General features: G+C 64.2%; 19 protein-coding genes. 9 read left to right on the plus strand and 10 right to left on the minus strand.

Translation table 11 applies throughout. From position 1 onward, the window contains the following. Window positions 1-108 precede the first annotated feature (108 nt). The 7 genes from dctP (at window position 109) to OEW28_RS02410 (ending at window position 7,203) form a co-directional block, all read left to right on the plus strand. The gene (gene dctP, locus OEW28_RS02380; protein WP_263733118.1) at window positions 109-1,131 is read left to right on the plus strand and encodes a TRAP transporter substrate-binding protein DctP; all 1,023 of its coding nucleotides are present in this window, start codon (window positions 109-111) and stop codon (window positions 1,129-1,131) included. Between the two features lie 70 nt (window positions 1,132-1,201). Next, entirely contained in the window at window positions 1,202-1,723 is a 522-nt protein-coding gene (locus tag OEW28_RS02385) for a TRAP transporter small permease subunit (protein WP_263733119.1), read from the plus strand. Next, the gene (locus OEW28_RS02390; protein ID WP_263733120.1) at window positions 1,713-3,029 is read left to right on the plus strand and encodes a TRAP transporter large permease; all 1,317 of its coding nucleotides are present in this window, start codon (window positions 1,713-1,715) and stop codon (window positions 3,027-3,029) included. Before OEW28_RS02385 ends, OEW28_RS02390 begins: the two co-directional genes overlap by 11 nt. A gap of 12 nt (window positions 3,030-3,041) precedes the next feature. Further along, window positions 3,042-3,203: a hypothetical protein gene (locus OEW28_RS02395; protein WP_263733121.1), complete on the plus strand. Its 162-nt coding sequence runs from the start codon at window positions 3,042-3,044 to the stop codon at window positions 3,201-3,203. Window positions 3,204-3,207: 4 nt separating this feature from the next. Next, window positions 3,208-4,941 (plus strand): L-arabinonate dehydratase, encoded by a 1,734-nt coding sequence (gene araD / locus OEW28_RS02400; RefSeq protein WP_263733122.1) that lies wholly within the window; start codon window positions 3,208-3,210, stop codon window positions 4,939-4,941. An 8-nt stretch (window positions 4,942-4,949) separates the two neighbouring features. Next, a complete protein-coding gene (locus OEW28_RS02405; protein WP_263733123.1) occupies window positions 4,950-5,675 on the plus strand; it encodes a ribonuclease activity regulator RraA in 726 nt (241 codons plus the stop codon). Window positions 5,676-5,685: 10 nt separating this feature from the next. After that, window positions 5,686-7,203 carry an aldehyde dehydrogenase (NADP(+)) gene (locus OEW28_RS02410; RefSeq protein WP_263733124.1) on the plus strand — a complete coding sequence of 506 codons (1,518 nt, stop codon included), beginning with the start codon at window positions 5,686-5,688 and terminating at the stop codon, window positions 7,201-7,203. 127 nt (window positions 7,204-7,330) lie between these two features. On the opposite strand, the gene OEW28_RS02415 is transcribed toward OEW28_RS02410, so the two are convergent. The 4 genes from OEW28_RS02415 to OEW28_RS02430 form a co-directional block, all read right to left on the minus strand. After that, window positions 7,331-7,639, minus strand: a complete 309-nt coding sequence (locus tag OEW28_RS02415; protein WP_263733125.1) for a hypothetical protein — start codon at window positions 7,637-7,639, stop codon at window positions 7,331-7,333. Further along, window positions 7,629-9,401 carry a PAS-domain containing protein gene (locus OEW28_RS02420; protein WP_263733126.1) on the minus strand — a complete coding sequence of 591 codons (1,773 nt, stop codon included), beginning with the start codon at window positions 9,399-9,401 and terminating at the stop codon, window positions 7,629-7,631. Before OEW28_RS02420 ends, OEW28_RS02415 begins: the two co-directional genes overlap by 11 nt. A gap of 8 nt (window positions 9,402-9,409) precedes the next feature. Then, window positions 9,410-10,402 carry a TAXI family TRAP transporter solute-binding subunit gene (locus OEW28_RS02425; protein WP_263733127.1) on the minus strand — a complete coding sequence of 331 codons (993 nt, stop codon included), beginning with the start codon at window positions 10,400-10,402 and terminating at the stop codon, window positions 9,410-9,412. Between the two features lie 210 nt (window positions 10,403-10,612). Then, window positions 10,613-12,169 (minus strand): winged helix-turn-helix domain-containing protein, encoded by a 1,557-nt coding sequence (locus tag OEW28_RS02430; protein ID WP_263733128.1) that lies wholly within the window; start codon window positions 12,167-12,169, stop codon window positions 10,613-10,615. A 243-nt stretch (window positions 12,170-12,412) separates the two neighbouring features. Here OEW28_RS02430 and OEW28_RS02435 point away from each other — a divergent pair, with 243 nt between their 5' ends. Further along, the gene (locus OEW28_RS02435; protein WP_263733129.1) at window positions 12,413-12,691 is read left to right on the plus strand and encodes a hypothetical protein; all 279 of its coding nucleotides are present in this window, start codon (window positions 12,413-12,415) and stop codon (window positions 12,689-12,691) included. 220 nt (window positions 12,692-12,911) lie between these two features. On the opposite strand, the gene OEW28_RS02440 is transcribed toward OEW28_RS02435, so the two are convergent. The 5 genes from OEW28_RS02440 to OEW28_RS02460 all read right to left on the minus strand — a co-directional run bounded on the left by OEW28_RS02440 (window position 12,912) and on the right by OEW28_RS02460 (window position 17,582). Continuing rightward, window positions 12,912-14,321, minus strand: coding sequence for an aspartate ammonia-lyase (locus OEW28_RS02440; protein WP_263733130.1), 1,410 nt, complete (start codon window positions 14,319-14,321; stop codon window positions 12,912-12,914). An 11-nt stretch (window positions 14,322-14,332) separates the two neighbouring features. Next, window positions 14,333-15,079: an amino acid ABC transporter ATP-binding protein gene (locus OEW28_RS02445; RefSeq protein ID WP_318527484.1), complete on the minus strand. Its 747-nt coding sequence runs from the start codon at window positions 15,077-15,079 to the stop codon at window positions 14,333-14,335. Between the two features lie 14 nt (window positions 15,080-15,093). Then, window positions 15,094-15,966, minus strand: a complete 873-nt coding sequence (locus tag OEW28_RS02450) for an amino acid ABC transporter permease (RefSeq protein WP_263733131.1) — start codon at window positions 15,964-15,966, stop codon at window positions 15,094-15,096. Window position 15,967: 1 nt separating this feature from the next. Next, window positions 15,968-16,702 (minus strand): amino acid ABC transporter permease, encoded by a 735-nt coding sequence (locus OEW28_RS02455; RefSeq protein WP_263733132.1) that lies wholly within the window; start codon window positions 16,700-16,702, stop codon window positions 15,968-15,970. A 70-nt stretch (window positions 16,703-16,772) separates the two neighbouring features. Next, a complete protein-coding gene (locus OEW28_RS02460) occupies window positions 16,773-17,582 on the minus strand; it encodes a transporter substrate-binding domain-containing protein (protein WP_263733133.1) in 810 nt (269 codons plus the stop codon). 198 nt (window positions 17,583-17,780) lie between these two features. Between OEW28_RS02460 and OEW28_RS02465 the strand changes: the two genes are divergently transcribed. After that, window positions 17,781-18,635 (plus strand): MurR/RpiR family transcriptional regulator, encoded by an 855-nt coding sequence (locus OEW28_RS02465; protein ID WP_263733134.1) that lies wholly within the window; start codon window positions 17,781-17,783, stop codon window positions 18,633-18,635. A gap of 24 nt (window positions 18,636-18,659) precedes the next feature. On the opposite strand, the gene OEW28_RS02470 is transcribed toward OEW28_RS02465, so the two are convergent. Next, window positions 18,660-19,214, minus strand: a complete 555-nt coding sequence (locus tag OEW28_RS02470; RefSeq protein WP_263733135.1) for a carboxymuconolactone decarboxylase family protein — start codon at window positions 19,212-19,214, stop codon at window positions 18,660-18,662. Window positions 19,215-19,265: the final 51 nt, after the last annotated feature.

Here is a 19,265-nt window from a genome sequence, read left to right on the forward strand (position 1 = left end):
TCGCTTGTTGAGACTGATGCTACTACAGGCTTGCCGTCGATGCACTAATATATTAGTGTATCAATTGAGCGGGAATGGGACCCGCGCGACATAGATTGGGAGGATCCAATGAAACTTACAGCGACCGCTCTGCTGGCGGCGTCCGTTTCCATGACCGCAGGTTTCGCCGCGGCCGAAACGCTCAACATCCAGACCTCTTTCAACGCGGGCGACTTCTCCACGCAGTATCTGACCGAAAACTGGCTGCCCAAGATCGGCGAGATGACCGGGGGCCGGATCGAGATCGTGCTGACGCCGAACGGCTCTGTCGTTCCGGCCAAGGAAACGCCCGAAGCCGTCGCGGCTGGCGTTCTGGACGGCGACTTCACTTCGGTGAACTACTTCTCGGGACTTGAGCCCGCCTACGCGATCCTTGGCGACCTGATCTCGGGCTACGACACCCCCCAGCAGATGCTTGGCTTCTGCAAGGACGGCGGCGGCGAGGCGATGATGCAGAAGGCCGCCGACAGCGTGACGGGCGGCGAAGTGCATGTCATCGCCTGCGGCCCCTATTCCCGCGAGGCGCTTCCCGCCCGGACCCCGATCCGCACGTTCGAGGACCTGGTCGGCAAGAAGATCCGTTCGCCCGAAGGCCTGGCCGCCGCGGTGTTCGAGGCTGCCGGCGCTTCGCCGGTGTCGATCCCGTTCTCGGAAGTGTTCGGTGCGCTGGAAAAGGGCATCGTCGATGCCGCCGACGCCTCGGCCTATGTGAACAACGACGCAACGGGTCTGCACGATGTCGCTCCGTACCCGCTTTATCCGGGCATCCACTCGATGCCGTCGATGCAGTTCACTCTGAACAAGGAAAAGTGGGAAAGCCTTTCGGCCGAGGACCAGACGGCGCTGCGCACCTGGTGGTATGACGCGATGTATGCCATGGCCGAAGAGGTCGCGAAGCAGGACGCCGAGTTGGCCGCACGCGACGATGCTGGTGACAAGATCGAAGTGATCGACTGGGCGCAGGAAGACCGCGATCAGCTGCGTGAGGTCGCCCGCCAGCAGTGGGAAGAATACGCCAAGAAGTCGGAACTGGCGAAAGAGGCGCTTGACGCCAACATCGCCTACATGACCGAAATCGGCCTGTTCAAGTAAGTTCGCCGATACGGATCCGCCCCGCCGCTTCCGGCGGGGCGGGCCACGCCACATTCGCCCGGGGGAAGCGATGCAACGCCTTCTGGCCCGCTATTCCGATGCCATGGACAGCGTGAGCGTCTTCATCGGACGGGGTTGTTCAGTCCTTTTTTTCGCCTGCGTGATCATATCGGCCCTGGAGGTCGTGATGCGCTACGGCTTCGACAGTCCGACCGTCTGGTCCACCGAACTGGCAATGACGCTTTGCGCAAGCGCCTGGGTCCTGTCGGTGGGCTACGTCACCGAGCGCCATCGCCACATCTCGATCACGATGCTTGAACTGGTCGTCGGGCCGCGCGTCTGGCACCTGTTCCGCCTTTTCCAGATGATCGTCGCCTTCGGCGCTGTCCTGGTTCTGACAATGGCGCTCTGGGGGCCTGCGGCCAAGGTGCTTGGTCGTACGGAATACTCGGGCACCGCCTTCAATTCGATCCAGCCCACGATCTTCAAGGTCCTGATCGTGATCGGCTGCCTTCTCTACATGGCGCAGCTTGCGGCGAACATCATCCGCTGGGCGCAAAAGACCGAGGGAGACGTCTCCGGTGGGCATTGAGATCATTACACTTCTGATCGTCGCCTCGCTTCTGGCGCTGATGGCGATCGGCGTTCCCCTTGGGATCACCACGCTGACGGTGTCGCTGGCGACCGCGATCCTGTACTTCGGGCCGCGCGCCGGGTTCTTCATCGTCGGGGCGAACGTCAGCGAGGTGTTGCACAAGTACGAACTGATCGCGGTGCCGTTCTTCGTCTTCATGGCGAACGTGCTTGAACGATCCGGAATCGCCAAGTCGCTGTTCGACTCCATGGCCATCCTCGGCGGCCGCTTCCGCGGCTCGGTCGGGGTGCAGACCTGCATCGTTGCCGTGGTGCTGGCGGCGATGTCGGGGATCATGGGCGGCGAAATCGTGATGTTGGGCCTGATCGCGCTGCCGCAGATGCTGCGCCTCGGCTATGACAAGAAGCTGTCGATCGGCATCATCTGTGCAGCCGGCGCGCTAGCCACCCTGATCCCGCCATCGGTCGTGCTTATCATCTACGGGCTCGCGGCGCAGGTGTCGATCACCAAGCTCTTCGCGGCTTCGGTCGTGCCTGGGCTGATACTCGCATCGCTCTATATCACCTACATCCTGGTGCGCGTCCGGCTTAACCCCGCGATGGCGCCGATCTACGACATCCCGGAAACCGGGCTGCCGTTCCTCAAGCGGCTGACCTTCCTGTCGGGCGTCATCCTGCCCGGTCTTCTGATCGGCGCGGTGCTTGGCGTGATCTACTCTGGCGTGGCGACGGTAACCGAGGCCGCTGCGATCGGCGCGGTGGGTGCTGTCGTGGTCGCGGGGCTGCGGCGGGAACTTTCCTGGAGGATGGCACGCGACGCCATGCGCCAGACCGTGCTGACCGTCGGCTCGATCATCTGGCTGGTGCTGGGCGCGGTGTCGCTGATCGGTATTTACAACCGCATCGGCGGCGGCGACTTCCTGCGCGGCATGCTGACCAGCCTCGACGTGGCACCGCTGACGGTGATCATCGTGATGATGCTGATCGTGATGGTTCTTGGCACGTTCCTGGAATGGATCGCGATCATCTTCATCACGGTGCCGATCTTCGCCCCGGTTGTCATCGATCTTGGCTTCGACCCGGTCTGGTTCGGCGTGCTCTTCGCCATGAACATCCAGATCTACTACCTGTCGCCGCCCTTCGGCCCGGCCTGCTTCTTCCTGAAATCGGTTGCGCCAAAGGGGATCGAGCTTCAGCACATCTTCGCGGCGGTCCTGCCCTTCATGGCGCTGCAGGCGATCGGGCTGTTCCTTGTGCTGTTCTTTCCGCAACTCGCCCTCTGGCTGCCATCGATCTTGGAATGAGGAGTTGATGTCATGACCAATGACAAGCTGACCCATCAGGACGAAGACATCTCTGCCCCCGAATTCGCGACCGAGGAAGCGCTCGACAAGCACGAGTTCGGCAACTGGCCCGAGGTCTTCGGGCTTGTGCTGACCGCGTTCCTCATGTGGCTGACCTTTGCTTTGACCGGATGAACGAATGACCCGCAAAGACCCCAAAGACCTCCGCTCTGCCCGCTGGTTCGCACCCGATGACCTGCGCAGCTTCGGCCACCGCAGCCGCATGATGCAGCTGGGCTACGCCGAGCAGGATTTCCGCGACAGGCCGCTGATCGGCATCCTGAACACCTGGTCCGAGTTGAACACCTGCCACGCGCATTTCCGCGAGCGTGTCCAGGACGTCAAGCGCGGTGTGCTTCAGGCCGGCGGGCTGGGCCTCGAGATGCCGGCGCTGTCACTGGATGAAAGCTACCTGAAACCCACCTCGATGCTTTATCGCAACATGCTTGCGATGGAGACCGAGGAGATGATCCGTGCCCATCCCCTGGACGGTGTCGTGTTGATGGGCGGATGCGACAAGACCACGCCGGGGCTGGTGATGGGCGCGATCTCGGCGGGGGTGCCGATGATCTACCTGCCCGCAGGCCCGATGCTGCGCGGCAACTACGCGGGCAAGATCCTGGGGTCGGGGTCGGACGCCTGGAAGTACTGGGACGAACGGCGCGCGGGCAACATCTCGGACGCCGAATGGCTGGGCGTGCAGGGCGGCATCGCGCGATCCGCAGGCACCTGCATGACGATGGGCACGGCCTCAACCATGACCGCGATTGCGGACGCCATGGGGCTGACGCTGCCCGGCGCCTCTTCTATCCCGGCCGTGGATGCCAATCATCAGCGGATGTCGGCCGAATGCGGGCGGCGCATCGTCGAGATGGTCTGGGAAGACCTCACGCCCGACCGGATCATCACCGAGGGCGCCTGCCGCAACGCTGCGATCGTCGCAATGGCCACGGGATGTTCGACCAATGCCGTCGTCCATCTGATCGCGATGGCGCGACGCGCGGGCGTCGATCTGGCGCTCGATGACCTGGACGCGCTCGGGCGCACGACGCCGCTGATCGCCAACGTCCGCCCCTCGGGCAAGGACTACCTGATGGAGGATTTCTTTTACGCGGGTGGTCTGCGCGCGCTGATGAAGCAGATCGAAGAGCGGCTTGACACCGGTTGTCTGACGGTAACCGGCAAGACCATGGGCGAGAACCTCGAGGGCGCCGAGGTCTACAACGACGACGTGATCCGTCCGCTGTCGAACCCGGTCTACAAGGAAGGCTCGCTTGCCGTGCTGCGCGGCAATCTCTGCCCGGACGGCGCGGTGATCAAGCCCGCCGCCTGCGATCCGAAATACTACCGCCACGAAGGTCCGGCACTTGTCTTCGACAACTACCCGGACATGAAGAAGGCCGTGGACGACGAGGATCTGCAGATCACGCCCGACACTGTGATGGTGTTGCGCAATGCTGGGCCACAGGGCGGGCCGGGATTCCCCGAATGGGGCATGCTGCCGATCCCGAAGGCGCTGCTGAAGCAGGGCCACCGCGACATGCTGCGGATTTCCGACGCGCGGATGTCGGGCACCTCCTATGGCGCCTGCGTGCTCCATGTGGCCCCCGAATCCTTCGTCGGCGGCCCGCTGGCGCTGCTTCGGACCGGCGACATGGTGCGGCTCGACCTGGATGCCCGCCGGCTTGACATGCTGGTGGACGAGGACGAGCTTGCCCGCCGTCGTGCCGAATGGACCCCGCCGGAACCGCGCTTCGAGCGTGGCTGGGGCTACATGTTCTCGCGCCATGTCACGCAGGCTGACAAGGGTTGCGACTTCGATTTCCTGCAGACCGATTTCGGCCGCACGGCCGGAGAACCCGACATCTTCTGAGGCCCCTCATGACCGACTACATCCTTTCCGAGGACACCCGCGCAAAGCTGAAGCGGGTCTCCACCGCCTCGATTGCGACGCAGCTCTACAAGCGCGGGCTGCGCAACCAGTTCATCCAGGGCGTGGCGCCGGTCGCGCCGAAGGATGACAACATGGTCGGCCAGGCCTTCACCCTGCGCTACATCCCCGCGCGCGAAGACCGCAACCCGCTCGAGGTCTTCCGCAACGCCGATCATCCGCAACGCGTCGCGGTCGAAACCTGCCCGCCCGGCCATGTTCTGGTCATGGATGCCCGCAAGGACGCCCGCGCCGCCACTGCAGGCTCGATCCTGGTGACGCGGCTGGCGGTGCGGGGCTGTGCGGGCGTCGTGTCCGACGGCGGCTTCCGTGACGCGCATGGCATCGGCAAGCTTGACATGCCGGCCTATTGCGCGCGGCCCTCGGCGCCCACGAACCTGACGCTGCACGAGGCGCTGGACATCAACGTGCCGATTGCCTGCGGCGACGTGGCGGTGTTTCCTGGTGACGTGCTGGTCGGTGACCGCGACGGGGTCATGGTGATCCCCGCGCATCTCGCCGACGAGATCGCCGAAGTCTGCTCGGGCATGGAAAGCTTCGAGGATTTCGTGCTCGAAGAGGTCATGGCAGGCGCCCCCATCATCGGTCTCTATCCCTGCACCAAGGAAGAGAACCAGAAGAAATACGAAGACTGGCGCCAGAAGACGGGCCGGTAAGGAGAACAGCATGACATTTACACCCTCTGGCAAGCACCTGATTGGCGGCGAATGGATCGGGGGCGGGGCGGTGTTCCACTCAGAGCCTGCGCACGGGGAGGCGCATGCGTTCTCGGCGGGGACGGTAGAGCTTGTCGACCGGGCCTGCGAGGCCGCGGAGGAGGCGTTCTGGTCCTACAGCTATTCCACCCGTGAGGCGCGGGCGGCGTTCCTCAATGCCATCGCCGACGAGATCGAGGCGCGGGCAGAGGCGATCACCGAGATCGGCAGCCAGGAAACCGGCCTGCCGGAGGCCCGGCTTCAGGGCGAGCGCGGGCGGACCACCGGGCAGCTGAGACTCTTCGCCGCCCATATCCTCAAGGGCGACTATCTCGACCGGCGCCATGATCCGGCGCTGCCAGACCGCCAGCCGCTGCCGCGCCCCGACCTCAAGCTCGTGCAGCGACCGATCGGCCCGGTCGCGGTGTTCGGCGCCTCGAACTTCCCGCTCGCCTTTTCCACCGCCGGCGGCGACACCGCCGCCGCGCTCGCCGCTGGCTGCCCGGTCGTCGTGAAGGGCCATTCGGCCCATCCCGGCACCGGCGAAATCGTCGCCGAGGCAATCCATGCCGCCATCGGCACATGCGGTGTCCATCCCGGCACCTTCAGCCTGATCCAGGGCGGCAAGCGCGAGGTCGGTCAGGCGCTGGTGCAGCATCCCCGGATCAAGGCGGTCGGCTTCACCGGCTCGCTTGCGGGCGGGCGGGCGCTCTTCGATCTCTGCGCCGCGCGTCCCGAACCGATCCCCTTCTTCGGAGAGCTTGGCTCCGTCAACCCGATGTTCCTGCTGCCCGAAGCCCTCAGGGCTCGGGGCGGGCAGATCGCAAAGGGCTGGGCCGGATCGCTGACCATGGGGGCGGGGCAGTTCTGCACCAATCCCGGCATCGCGGTGGTGATCGAAGGCCCCGAGGCCGAGGCGTTTTCGGCGTCCGCGGCCAGCGAGCTGAAGCCAACCCCGTCGCAGACCATGCTGACCTTGGGCATCGCCTCTGCCTACCGCGCCGGGCGCGACCGGATCGCCGGATCGACCGGCGTGCGAGAGCTTCTGACCTCGACCTGCGACCTTCGCAATGCAACCCCCTATCTTTTCGTGACCACCGGAAAGGACTGGCTGGCAAATCACGCATTGGGCGAAGAGGTCTTCGGTCCGCTCGGCCTGATCGTCACCGTGGCAGACGCCGACGAGATGGTGACGGTAGCCAAGAGCCTTCAGGGACAGCTGACCTGCACCCTGCACATGGATGCGGACGATACCGAACTGGGCCGCAAGCTCATGCCGGTGCTTGAGCGCAAGGCCGGCCGGGTGCTTGCCAACGGCTTCCCCACCGGCGTCGAGGTCGCCGACGCGATGGTCCATGGCGGCCCATACCCCGCCTCCACCAATTTCGGCGCAACCTCCGTCGGGACCCTCTCCATCCGCCGCTTCCTCAGGCCCGTCTCCTACCAGAACATTCCCGATGTGCTCCTGCCGGAAGACCTGCAAGACTAGACGCAGCCCGCCAAGCTCAGCAGCAATAAGCGGTGCGGGCAGTGTCGCAAACTATGGCGGCGACCGGACGAAAAGAAAGTCGGACTTGAACACCGGGCGGTTGCCCCTATCAGGTCCACTTGCGTTCCTAAAACCGTGCGGCGACCCTGAGCCATAGCCTTGACCGGGACTGCGTGAACGCTCCGACGGGCTCGTCAAGGATCCGCGATACCAGAACCTCGGCCAAGACTTCGCCCCTCAGGACACGCAGGCCGGCGGAAACACTGCTCCAACCGTCGCTGGTCGCGGGCAGGACCGGGTTTGCGTTGTCCCAGACGCGGCCGCCGTCCAGACCAAGAAACATCTGCGTCGCGTCAAGGCGCGCGTCCCGAAGATCGGGGCGAAGGACATCGTAGGCAAGCTCGATCCGGCCGCCGACGCATCGGTCACCGTTCACGAAACTGCGGTCGAAACCACGCGCGTAGGCGTTGGTTCCGTATCCGCAACGCTGCGAGCACGGCGGTCAGCGGGGTGCGCAATTCGTGGCTGACGTTGGCGATGAAGCTCGACTTGGCGTCGCTGGCGCGGCGAAGCTGTTCCACCAGCGCGTCAAGCTCCTTCTCGTGCCGCTTGATGGCGGTCAGGTCGGTCACGACCACGACGCGCCCGCCGTCGTCCGTCCGCCGTTCGGTCAGGCCGATCCAGCGATCATCCACCAGTTCCCATATCTGCGTTCCCTCCGGGTTCCTGTGGTAGGCATGCGCCTCTGACAGCCAGTCGGAGGGCGCGTGCGCCGGCACGCCCGTTTCCTGCATCCGCATCAGGACCTCGCCAAAGATCGTCCCTGTCGCGACGATGCCTTCGTTGCAAAGCAGCAGCGCAGAGAACTGCGCGTTGGCAAGCGTCAGGGCATCGTCCTTGTCGAAAAGGGCGAACCCTTCCTGGATGTTCTCGATGGCGTGATAAAGGCGGCTCCGCGTCTCCCGGATCTCTCGCAGGTTCGAGTCGCGGACTTCGACCGCGGTGTTTCGGAAGACGTTGAGCGCGGCGGCCATCGAGCCCAACTCGTCGCCCGTGGGCTCGGGGATCGTCGCCGAAAGATTGCCGCCGGCGATGGCCATCATCGACTCGGTGAGCGCCTTCAACCGTGCCAGGATGTTCTTCTGAACGTAGAACCGCACGATCAGGACCGAAGAGGCGATCGTGGCACGGACCACCGAGAGAAGCAGCCAGAAGGCCGTCCGCTGGACTTTCGCCGCGTGCTGGTTGGCGGCGGCGACATCGCCTTTGGCGGCGTTCACCATGCGATCGACCGCCGCGCCGAAGCGCGCGCCCAGGTCGGAGTTTTCCCTGAGCGCCTGATCGGCTGCGGCGGAAAGCTGCTGACGGAACGCCGTCTGGCTGGCCAAACTGTCGGCGCCGGTCAGAACATCATCAAGCACCGACAGCTTCGCGGTCAGCACGTCCCGGTCGGCCGGGGCAAGGTCCTCCACCGCGGCCCGCAGGATGGCCATACCGCTCTGGGCGTTTCGTGTCGCCTCACCCATATCGCGGCTCGCGAAGGTTTCAAGCAACAGTCCGATGCCGTCGGCCTCGGACCGCGCCCTCAGCAGCCGAAGCCTTTGCTTGATTATCAGAGGGTCCGCCGCCAGAACGCGCGCCAAGCCCTCGGCCTGATCCTCGGTGTAGCCATCCAGCAGGACACGGATGCCTTCCACCGCCTCGCGTCCTGTTGCAACCTGCTTGTCGAGTGTGGATTCAACAGCGATCCTGGCGCTGACCATCCTGTTGATGGCGTCGATATTCGCTGCAAAAAGCGAGGCCGATCTTTCTATGGCCGAGACGCTTCTGGCTTCGAGGTCGTATCCCGACATCTCGTCCAGAAGCGCGTCAAGCTGATCCACGCGGGTGACAAGCGCCGAGTTCAGCTCGGCCTGTGCCTGGGCGGAGGGGGCAGAGGCCAGGTCGGGGACAGTTTCGACGATCTCCTGTGCGACTCGGGTCAGGTCGAGCGCCGTCGTCGCGATCGGGATCGCCTGGTTTGCGATGCGGTCATGGCTCTGGCGGTTGAGCCAGAGCGAGAATACCGCGATGGCCGCGGCTATGACGACAAGCGCGCTGAGCCCGACGAAGGCGGCAAGAAGCCGCCGCCGCAGGCTGCCCGTCGACCGGCTTCCGGCCACCGGGGCTGCTGCTGCGATTTCGCTGGCGGCCGTCATCGGCGGGATCAGTCCAACAGTCCGGCTGCCCGGTAGAACCGCGCGGCACCCTCATGCAATGGGATGGCAAGCCCGTCGAGGGCGGTTTCCAAGGTGACTTCGGCGCCTTTCGAATGCCCGACATCCAGCAAGGTTCGGCTCTTTTCGTTCCAGAGCGCCTCAGTGATCGCATGGATCAGTTCAGGATCGGCCTCGGCGCTGGTCAGCCACTGCGCGCCGACGGCAAGCGTTTCGGTGGCTCCGATACCGGAGTAGATCCCCGCTGGAACGGTATCGCGGCTGTAGAAGGGAAAGGCTTCGACGATCATGTCCGCATTCTCGCCACCGATCGGGACCAGCGTGATGTCGGCGCGCTCGGCCAGTTCGATGATCGCGTTGGTCGGATAGCCCGCAGTGATGAAGAAGGCGTCGATCTCATCCGCGATGATCGCTTCCGCCGCGGGCACGGACTTCAGGTAATGCGCCTCGATATCGCCCTCGGTCAGCCCGTGGAACTTGAGGATCTCAAGCGCGTTGGCATAACTTCCCGATCCCTTTTCGTCGAGCGAGACGCGTTTGCCGCGCAACCCCGCCACCGTTTCGATCCGCGCGTCCGTCCGCGCGATCAACTGAATGTGCTCGGGATAGAGCGCCGCGATGATCCTGAGGTTCTCAAGCGGCGGCTCCCCCTCGAACATCCCGGTCCCGGAATAGGCCCAGTAGGCGACGTCGGATTGCGAAAACCCCGAGTCGAAGCGCCCCGATACGATCCCCCGCACGTTGTCGACGGATCCCTTCGAGCTTTGCGCAACCGCGATCAGCCCGGCGACACCGCAGCTTCCGCCTTCGTCGCAGGGGCGCGATCCCGGCGGGTTGGAGATCGCATTCGCGATCGTCCCTCCTAGCGGATAATAGGTGGCGCCCGTGCCACCGGTCCCGATCGAGAATAGCCGCATGTCCTGCGCGGCCGAAGCCGTGGCGGACAAAAGGAGCGCAAGCGAAATCAGGATCGGCCGCTTCATGTCGTTTCTCCTTCCGCACCACCTCGCATCAAGGATTTGCGGCAAATGTTGCAGAATTGTTGGAAGCCCACCAAGGCGCCGCGGGCAATCGGTCGCCGGAACGTGATTTCTATGAACCCAAGGCGGGACCTTGCCCTCTGCGGCTACTCAGGTCGTGCGAACACCAGCCGGCGGAATGAACCGCGGTGCCGCCGCTGCGGGGACCGTCGCCTAGAACGTGACGCCTGCAAGCGCGAAGCCACGCCGCCAGTTATCCTTGTCTTCCTTGCGAAGGCAGCTGACAAACTGCGCACGCGCGTACTGGTCGGCCTTGAAGCCGCCCGCCGCAACGCTTTCCAGCTTTGAGAGAAGGGCTTTCGCCTCATCTATCCTGCCCAGCTGCGCAAGGCTTGCGACGAAAACGGCGACGACGCCCGGTGGCGGGTCCGCCAGCCCCTTGTAGCTTTCCAGCGCGCCGTCGTAGTCGCGGTTGATGTAAAGCGTGTCGGCGTAGCAGCCTGATATCATGAACCCGCCAAGCGGATTGAGCTTGCTGGCCTTCGCAAGCAGGATCAGCGCCTCTTGCGGTTCGCCCGCGAAGGCAAGTTGCCAGGCGTGAAAAAGCATGATCTCGCAGTCGTGCGGATTGAGTGTGCTGGCGATCTCGATATGTTTCAGTCCCCGCTCCTTGGCGGCAAGCGGCGAGAAGCCGAACGCCATGCTTGCATAGGCGTGAACGATCGGATCCGTGTCATCCAGTGCCAGCGCGGCCTCGGCATGGACACGGCAATTTTCCGCGATTTCGTCCAGCGATAGCCCGACTGATCCCGTGAAGAACTGATAGGCATGCTGAAGCGAAAAATAGGCATGTGCGGCAGCAGAACCGGGATCGGCCTCGACCGATCTGCGCGCAAGATCGTATGCGGCCCTGTCGTCGCCGTGCCACCAGGCCGAGCGGGCGCGAAGAAGCAGATCGTAGCCGCTCAGCTTGTTCGGGGGGCGACGTCGGGCGAGTGTGGTTTCCCGGCCATCAAGGCTAAGTCCAAGCTTTGCCACGACCGCGGCCACGACCTCGTCCTGGACCACGAATATGTCCTCCAGCTTGCGGTCGTAGCGATCGGCCCAGATGCGCAGGCCGTCACTGGCATCCATCAATTGCGCCGCGACGCGCACCTGGTCGCCCGCCTTGCGCACGCTTCCTTCGACGATGTAGCTGACGCCAAGACTTCGGCCCGCGTCCCGTTCGGCGCTGTCGAGCTTCGAGAAATCGAAAGACGAGCTGCGGCCAATCACCCAGAGCGACTGAAAGCGTGACAGCTCGGCGATGATGTCCTCGGTGATGCCGTCCGCAAAATACTGTTGGTCGGGGTCTCCGGACAGGTTGGCGAAGGGAAGAACCGCGACATAGGGTCTGTCATGGTCAAGCCCGGATCCGGACGCGGGCGTCTGCGCCGTGCCGTCATGCGGCGCAAGACGCATGTCGCGCACCCAGTCGTCGAACGCGGGGTCGTTGACGTGCAGCCCCGCCAGGAAGTCCTCGCCCCCGTTTGGGTCTACAGCCACCCTCGCGGCCTCAAGCGCGACACTGTCCGCATCTATGCGCAGGATCGCGGCGCCATGTTCCCCCAGTTCCTTTCGCAACGTGGAGAGGGTTTGCCTGAGCGATGCCCGCGCCTGTGCCGCGCCCCGGTCGGACCAGAGCAGCGCAACGATTTCCTCCCGGCTCCTGGGCCTTCCGGGCGATTGCGCCAGATAGGCCAGAAGCGCCTTTGCCTTGCGGGATTTCAATTGAACCTGGGCGCCTTCTGAATCGGTGAGCGAAAACGCGCCAGAGAGTGTCAATCGATACATGCCCGTCCGCCTTGGGCCAGATTTGCGCTGTCCGAAGATTATTAACGACAAAATCACGTGCGGCAATGTTTTGGGCCCCCGGATTCACGCCGCGTTTCACGGTGGCAAGACGGGCGCCCGGTACGATTGCTGCTGTCGGGCAAGGGCGTTCGGCCTTGAGCCCGGGAGAGGAGCAGCAAGATGTTTGGCGATCTCTACAGCACACTCACATTCTCGGGTGCCTATGCGGATACGGTTCGCGGCGCGCAGGTCAAGGCGGCGAACGCGCGCATCCCGCGATCGGAAAGGCCCCGCAAAAGAAAGGCTGCGGTGGTCAGGTGGGGCGCCGGCGCCATCGCCCTCGTTCTGCTTCCGATCGTGCTTTTGAAGGGAATGAGCGCCGTTTCTTCCTTTGTCGGAAACGCCGCGCAGATGTCCTATGCCGAACCTTTCAAGCCGGGCGGGAACGATCGGCCGTGATGCCGGGCTCGTGAGATACCTTGGCGACGCGCGTCCGCCGCTCGCGTGACTTGTTTCGGCCCCGCTTGCTGGGCGCGTCTGCGCGATTGTGCCAAGGTGCCGCATTGATGACGGGTCGGGTTCATGCCGTGGATGGCGGAAGGATGGCGAGGCTGAGCCTTGCTTGACGCCAGGGCAGCAGGCTTGAAGGGCATCGTGGCATCGCTGACAAGGCGCTTGGTCACGACCGTATGCTGTGACGTTCCTCATCGACACGGCCATGGGCCGCGGTCCGAAGCACCTCGCGCAGTTCCGATTCCGACAGCAAGCCCTCGGTGACGGCAAGATCGGTCAGACGCGCGCCGATCGCCTGCGCCTGCTTGGCCAGCTTCGCGACCCGCGCATATCCGAGCCGGCGCAGAAAGACCGTCGAGACCGCGAACGAGGCTGCGAGATTCTGGTAGGAACGCTCGGTATCCACCTTCAGCCCGCAAATGCAGCGTTTTGCGAACAGCTCGCATCCCCTCGTGACAAGACTTAGGGATTCGAAAAGCGCTTGCGCCATCACCGGTTCGAAGTGGTTGATCTCCATCTGGCCGGCCTGGGCGGCCAGCGCCACAGTGGCGTCGTGCCCGTGGATCGCGAACGCCACCTGCTGTACCGCCATGCAGATGACCGGGTTGACCTTGCCTGCCATGATCGAGGAACCGGGTTGAACCGCGGGAAGCATGACCTCCCCCAGGCCCGACGGGCCGTCGCTTCCCAGAATGACAAGGTCTGCCGCGATCTTGGCCGCAACCGAGGAAAGATTGCGCAATTCCGACGAGAGGCGCACGAAGCCATCGGCCGAGGCCATTCCGTCGAACGCGTTTTCCGCGCGCGATACCGGAAACCCGAAGACGTCGGTAAGCGCGCCCGCGATTGCGTCCCCATAGCCCGGCGCCGCTCCAAGGCCGGTGCCGATGGCGGTCCCGCCCATCGGCACGACGGCAAGGTCGTCGCAGGCCTTTCGCACCGCACCCACGGCCCGCAGAACGCTGGCGGCGTGGCCGTCGAAAAGCTGGCCATAGGTCATCGGCTGCGCCGCCTGCATGCAGGTCCGGCCGACCCGCAGAACCTCTCGGTACTCGTCCGCCTTGGCCCGAAACGCGGCCACCAGGGTTTCACCCGCCAGGAACAGCGGGGCAGAGGCAAGGATGCAGCCAAGCTTGATCGCAGTGGGAACCACGTCATTGGTCGATTGGCCCAGGTTGACGTGATCGTTGGGATGCACCGAGGCGTAGCTGCCCGGCGCATCACCCAGCAACGCTCCGGCGCGGTTGGCAATGACCTCGTTGATGTTCATGTTGATCGACGTGCCGCCGGACCCCTCGGCAAGCGGCACGACGAACTGGTCATCGTAGCGGCCCTCGGCGATCTCGTCGCAGGCGCGGCAGATGGCATCGGCAAGGCGCGGCTCGATCGCGCCGACAGCCAGGTTGGCCATTGCCGCCGCCCGCTTAACGCGGGCCATCGCGGCGACAAGGTTCCTGTATTCGCCCAAGGGGCGTCCGAGGCCGGCAAAATTCTCGACACCGCGCGCCGTGTTGGACCCGTAGAGCGCGTCCTTCGGAACCTCGACGCCGCCGATGCTGTCAAACTCGCTGCGCATCTGGCGGCACTTCAGAGGATCTGGCTGAGGAACTGACGCGTGCGCGGGTCCTTGGCCTGTTCGAAGAACGTCGCGGGCGGCCCGTATTCCACGATCACGCCCTTGTCCGTGAAATAGACGCGATCCGCGATCTCGCGCGCGAAACCCATCTCGTGCGTGACAAGGATGCAGGTCATGCCGTCCGCGGCAAGGTCCTTGATCGTGACCAGGACCTCTTTCACGGTTTCCGGGTCAAGCGCGGCCGTGACCTCGTCGAAAAGCATCACGTCGGGGTTCATTGCGAGCGATCGGGCGATCGCGACGCGCTGCTGCTGGCCGCCCGAAAGCTCTCCGGGATAGCTGTCCTCCTTGCCCTCCAGGCGCACCTTCTTGAGCAGGGCGCGGGCGCGCACCTCGACGTCGGCGCGGTTCTGCTTCAACACCTTGATCGGCGCCATCATGACGTTCTGCAGCGCGGTCTTGTGCGGGAACAGGTTGTACTGCTGGAAGACCATCCCGACCTTCTTGCGCAGCGCAAGCTTGTCGAGCTTGGGGTCATGCACTTCCTGGCCCTCGACGGTGATCGAGCCGCTCTGGATGTCGTTCAGCGCGTTGATGCAGCGGATCAGCGTCGACTTTCCGGACCCGGACGGTCCAATGATGCAGACGACTTCGCCCTTCATCACATCCATGCTGATGCCGCGCAGGACCTCCACGGGTCCGAAGGACTTGTGAACATCCTTGATCGAGACGATCGGTTGGTCGGGTGTCCAGCTCATGGGCCCGTTCTCCTTCAAAGTTTGACCGCGAACCGGCGTTCGAGACGACTGGTGAGGGCGCTGATCGGGTAGCAGTAGATGAAAAACCAGCAGAGGATGTAGAGGTACATCGGGATCAGAAGATCGACGCGGCCTTCCGCGCTTAGCGCGGCGCGGGTCACGCTCATGACTTCGTTGACGCCCACGATCGAGACCAGCGGCGTGGCCATGGTCAGCACCGCGTAAAGGTTCATCCAGGGCGGAAGCACGCGCTTCACCGTCTGCGGCAGGATGATTTCCCGCATGGTCTGGCCCCGGCTGAAGCCGAGCGAGCTTGCGGATTCCCACTGGCCCGTCGGTATCGAGAGGATGGCGCCGCGCATGAATTCCGACATGTAGGCCATGACTGGCAGCGACAGGCCGATCACCGCCTTGATCCAGCCGGGGAACGGCACGGACACGCCGAAGAGCGAGACTTTGAACGGGATCAGCAGGATGCAGTAGAACAGAAGCACAAGCCACGGCGAATTTCGGAAGAACTGCGTCACGACCCAAGCGGTCTTGCGGACAGCGGCGGTCGGCGAGACCTGCAGGATCCCAAGCCCGACGCCCATGACCGTCCCGATCGCCATCGCGAAGATGGAGATCAGGACATTGAAGCCGAAGGCAAGGGCAAGCGACGGCGTCCACTCCAGCAGGATCGCCGCGATCGAACGTGCCGGGGCCGCCTCGGCCTGGGCAAAGGATGGACCGACCGCCGCCGCCACAAAGGCGAGAAGCAGCGCCGCGGCGGTCCAGACGTTGAACAGGCGATCTTGCAAGGGAATATCGGACAGCAGGACCCGGCGCACCGGCAAAAGCACCGGAAGATGTCCCTTCACGGGGGCGTGGTTCGAAAGGGTCTTCATCTCAGCCTCCATAACCCGGGATGCGCAGCGCCTTTTCCCACCGATGCAGGACCCAGACGAGCACGGCGACGATGCCGACGTAGGAGAACAGAAGGACGTTCATCATCTCCCGGACGTTCAGATCCTCGGACCATATCTGGGCGGCCACGTAGAGCAGTTCGGGAACCGCGATCGCGTAGGCGAGCGTCGTCGTCTTGACGAGGTTCACGAGGTTGGTGCCAAGCGCGGACATGGAGATGCGAACAGCCAGCGGCAGCACGATGTAGCGGTAGGTCTGAAGGCGGGTGTATCCCAACGCCTCGGCCGCCTCGATCGTCGCCTTCGGCACGGCTTCGATCCCCGAGCGGAAGATCTCGACATTCATTGCTCCGGCGAACAGCGAAAGCGAGATCAGCGCCCAGCCGAAGTTGCTGACCAGCGGTTGGGGCAATCCGTTTTCACCGGTTACGCGCAGGATGGTGCCGATGGCGAAGTAGAAGAAGTAGAGCTGAACAAGCGGCGGCGTGTTGCGGAAGAAGGCGACGAAGAAGCCGACCAGCACGCGCAATGTCCGACTGCGGGCGCCCTGCGCCGCGGCGCCCACGACGCCCACGACGAGCGAAAGCAGGATGCAAAGCGTCGACAGCTTGGCCGTCATCCACAGCCCGGCCAGATACCGTCCGCGGTTGTAGTCGTCCTGAACGACCGAAAGATCGAAGAACCAATCCGGTCGGAGCCAATCGAGCACAGAGTCCATGCCATTCCCCGCAAATGGTCCGAGCCGGCGCTATTGCTGGCGCCGGCTCGGGGTCAGTGTCTGCCAAGCCTTACTGGAGCTTGTCGTGCTGTTCCTGCAGGAACGGGCTCGGCGCGATGCCGTTGGCCGCGTTGCGCTCGATCAGGTAGCCGGTCTTGTGCCAGTCGGTCACGATCTCGCTCATCAGCTGGCCGTAGGGCTGGTCCAGATCCTCAAGCGGCACCGCGATCGACCAGGCCTGCGGGTCCTCGGTCACGAAGGGCATTTCGTAATCGGCCCACTGCGGGTCCGATGCCAGCTGCGACTCGATCCAGGTGTTGTCGTAGAGGAAGGCCACGCAGCTGCCGTTGGTCAGCGCCGAGGTCGCTTCGGGGATGCCGGCGAAGGCGACAAGGTTCGGACCGTAAAGCTGGGTCACGCGCTTGTTGTAGTACGACCCCTGCAGCGCGCAGACGTCCTTGCCGCGGATGTCTTCCCATTCCTTCAGGCCAGCCGCCTTCGGGGCGATGACGTTCGTGCCGCCGGCGTAGTAGTTCGGCTCGATCATGCCCACGACCTCGCGGCGCTCGGGGTTGTCGCCCATGGTTGCGATGATCAGGTCGATGCGGCCCTGCTGGAGGAACTCCATGCGGTTCGAAGCGACCACGGGCACAAGCTCCGCCTCGACGCCCAGACGGCTGGCAACGTCCTTGGCAAGATCGATCTCAAGCCCCGTGAGCTCGCCGTCCGAGGTCAGGTAACCCCAGGGCTTGTAGTCCTGCTTCACACCGACCACGATCTTGCCCGCGGCCTTGATGTCGTCCAGCTTGTCAGCTTGCGCGGCGGTGGAGAACGCGGCCACCATGGCGATCGCCGCTGCGGCGCCCATCAATCTTTTCATTTGTTTAGCCTCCCTGACGGTTTATCAAAGCATCTCTTGCCCCGCGCCGGCTCGTCGCAAAAGCTGCGAAACGCCGTGTCGAAGAATCGCCGCGCGGCAACATGTTCCGGACGCTACATTCAACCAATCTTCATAGCAATTGCTACATCTCGAAAACCGGTGCAGAGTCGAATTGCCTGGATGCGACCCGAGGTTAACATGAATGACCCGATCAAGCTGCTGAAAGAAGCTTTGCCCTCGCTTCCGGGCAAGATGGCCAAGGCCGCAGGCTATGCGCTGGACAATCCCGATCGCATCGCGCTGGATTCCATGCGCACCATTTCCACCGCCTGCGGTGTGACATCGCCCACCATGCTGCGGCTTGCCCGCAAGATCGGCTATGCCTCCTACGAGGATTTCCGGTCCGAGTTCCAGCGCCAACTGCTTGAGCGGGGCTTCGGCCCGCGGGTGAACGCCCTGCGCTCCTCCTTTTCGAAGGGGGCAGAGGCGCGGCTGCGCGAAGAGATCGCCGAGTCCGCAAACCGGAATCTGAAGCAGACACTGAAGCTTCTGGATCCCGCCGCGGTCGAAGCGTTCGCGCGCGCGGTTCACCAGGCGGAGCGGACATTCATAATCGGCAGCGGGTCGATGCACTGGCTTGCGGGGCTGATCAAGTCGTCCGGCGACATGGCGGCGGCGGGCATGATCCTGGCCTCATCGGGCGACAAGCCGGCAACCGAAACGATTGCGAGCATCGGCCCCCGGGATGTTCTGCTTGCGCTCTCGCTCGCGCCCTATGCGCGCCAGACGGTCGACGCCGCGAAGTTCGCGCGCGACCGTGGGGCAAGCGTCTATGCGATTACGGATCGGCCAAGCGCGCCCTTGGCAAGCCACGCGGACACGGTCTTTCTCGCGCCAACCGCCAGCCCGCACTACTATCCGTCGCTTGTCGCGGTGATGCTTGTGATCGAGACATTGCTGGCCGCCATCGCAACGGCGGGGAACGCAGCCGCCCAACAGGGGCTTGAGGCCGTGGACCGTGCCCGCAAGCTTAGCGGTGCGTATATCTACTGAGGGCGTCCAACTGCCTGGCCCAGGTCATGGCTGCGGGCCCGGTTGAAGCGGCGTGCGCGCCAGTTCCTCGGCGATGTCGTCGTCCAGCGGTGTACTGTAGCTCATGACCAGGTAGCCAAGGATCGAATAGAAGCCGACTGTGGCGATCAGGTCGATGACCCCCTTCCGTCCAATGATCGCGGCCAACTCGGCTTCAAGCGCGGCAGGCAACCGGTGCGTGTCCAGCAGCGCGTCGACCGCGCTGGCGATCGGCGCGTCCTCGCCCTCTGGCTGACCGGCAAGGGCGGCGATACGGGCGTCGGAAAAGCCCAGCTTGCGGGCGCGGCTGACGTGATGGGCCCATTCGTAGGGCGCGCCCAGCCGATGCGCCGTCCGCAGGATCACGACCTCGGACCTTTCGGGCCCAAGGGCGCTGTCGCGCACGACATGCTGGCGCAGCGGAGACCAGGCCCGCAAGAGCGCGGGGTTGTGCGCCATGGTGCGGTAGACATTCAACGAACCTGCGAAACCTTCGCGCATGTCCCGCAGCTGGTCCGGCCAGTCTTCATCGCTGAGCGGAGGGCAGGGGGACGAGGTCATGGCGATCTCCTTCGGGCAGGGAAGCGGCCGCGCATCGTCGGCAGCGCACTG

The sequence above is a fragment of the Albidovulum marisflavi genome (genome assembly GCF_025751435.1).
Classification (GTDB): domain Bacteria; phylum Pseudomonadota; class Alphaproteobacteria; order Rhodobacterales; family Rhodobacteraceae; genus Albidovulum; species Albidovulum marisflavi.

Coding starts and splice junctions, on each gene's coding strand:
- dctP (WP_263733118.1), top strand. CDS start 109: ATGAAACTTACAGCGACCGCTCTGCTGGCGGCGTCCGTTTCCATGACC.
- OEW28_RS02385 (WP_263733119.1), top strand. CDS start 1,202: ATGCAACGCCTTCTGGCCCGCTATTCCGATGCCATGGACAGCGTGAGC.
- OEW28_RS02395 (WP_263733121.1), top strand. CDS start 3,042: ATGACCAATGACAAGCTGACCCATCAGGACGAAGACATCTCTGCCCCC.
- araD (WP_263733122.1), top strand. CDS start 3,208: ATGACCCGCAAAGACCCCAAAGACCTCCGCTCTGCCCGCTGGTTCGCA.
- OEW28_RS02405 (WP_263733123.1), top strand. CDS start 4,950: ATGACCGACTACATCCTTTCCGAGGACACCCGCGCAAAGCTGAAGCGG.
- OEW28_RS02410 (WP_263733124.1), top strand. CDS start 5,686: ATGACATTTACACCCTCTGGCAAGCACCTGATTGGCGGCGAATGGATC.
- OEW28_RS02420 (WP_263733126.1), bottom strand. CDS start 9,401: ATGACGGCCGCCAGCGAAATCGCAGCAGCAGCCCCGGTGGCCGGAAGC.
- OEW28_RS02425 (WP_263733127.1), bottom strand. CDS start 10,402: ATGAAGCGGCCGATCCTGATTTCGCTTGCGCTCCTTTTGTCCGCCACG.
- OEW28_RS02435 (WP_263733129.1), top strand. CDS start 12,413: ATGTTTGGCGATCTCTACAGCACACTCACATTCTCGGGTGCCTATGCG.
- OEW28_RS02440 (WP_263733130.1), bottom strand. CDS start 14,321: ATGCGCAGCGAGTTTGACAGCATCGGCGGCGTCGAGGTTCCGAAGGAC.
- OEW28_RS02445 (WP_318527484.1), bottom strand. CDS start 15,079: ATGAGCTGGACACCCGACCAACCGATCGTCTCGATCAAGGATGTTCAC.
- OEW28_RS02450 (WP_263733131.1), bottom strand. CDS start 15,966: ATGAAGACCCTTTCGAACCACGCCCCCGTGAAGGGACATCTTCCGGTG.
- OEW28_RS02455 (WP_263733132.1), bottom strand. CDS start 16,702: ATGGACTCTGTGCTCGATTGGCTCCGACCGGATTGGTTCTTCGATCTT.
- OEW28_RS02460 (WP_263733133.1), bottom strand. CDS start 17,582: ATGAAAAGATTGATGGGCGCCGCAGCGGCGATCGCCATGGTGGCCGCG.
- OEW28_RS02465 (WP_263733134.1), top strand. CDS start 17,781: ATGAATGACCCGATCAAGCTGCTGAAAGAAGCTTTGCCCTCGCTTCCG.
- OEW28_RS02470 (WP_263733135.1), bottom strand. CDS start 19,214: ATGACCTCGTCCCCCTGCCCTCCGCTCAGCGATGAAGACTGGCCGGAC.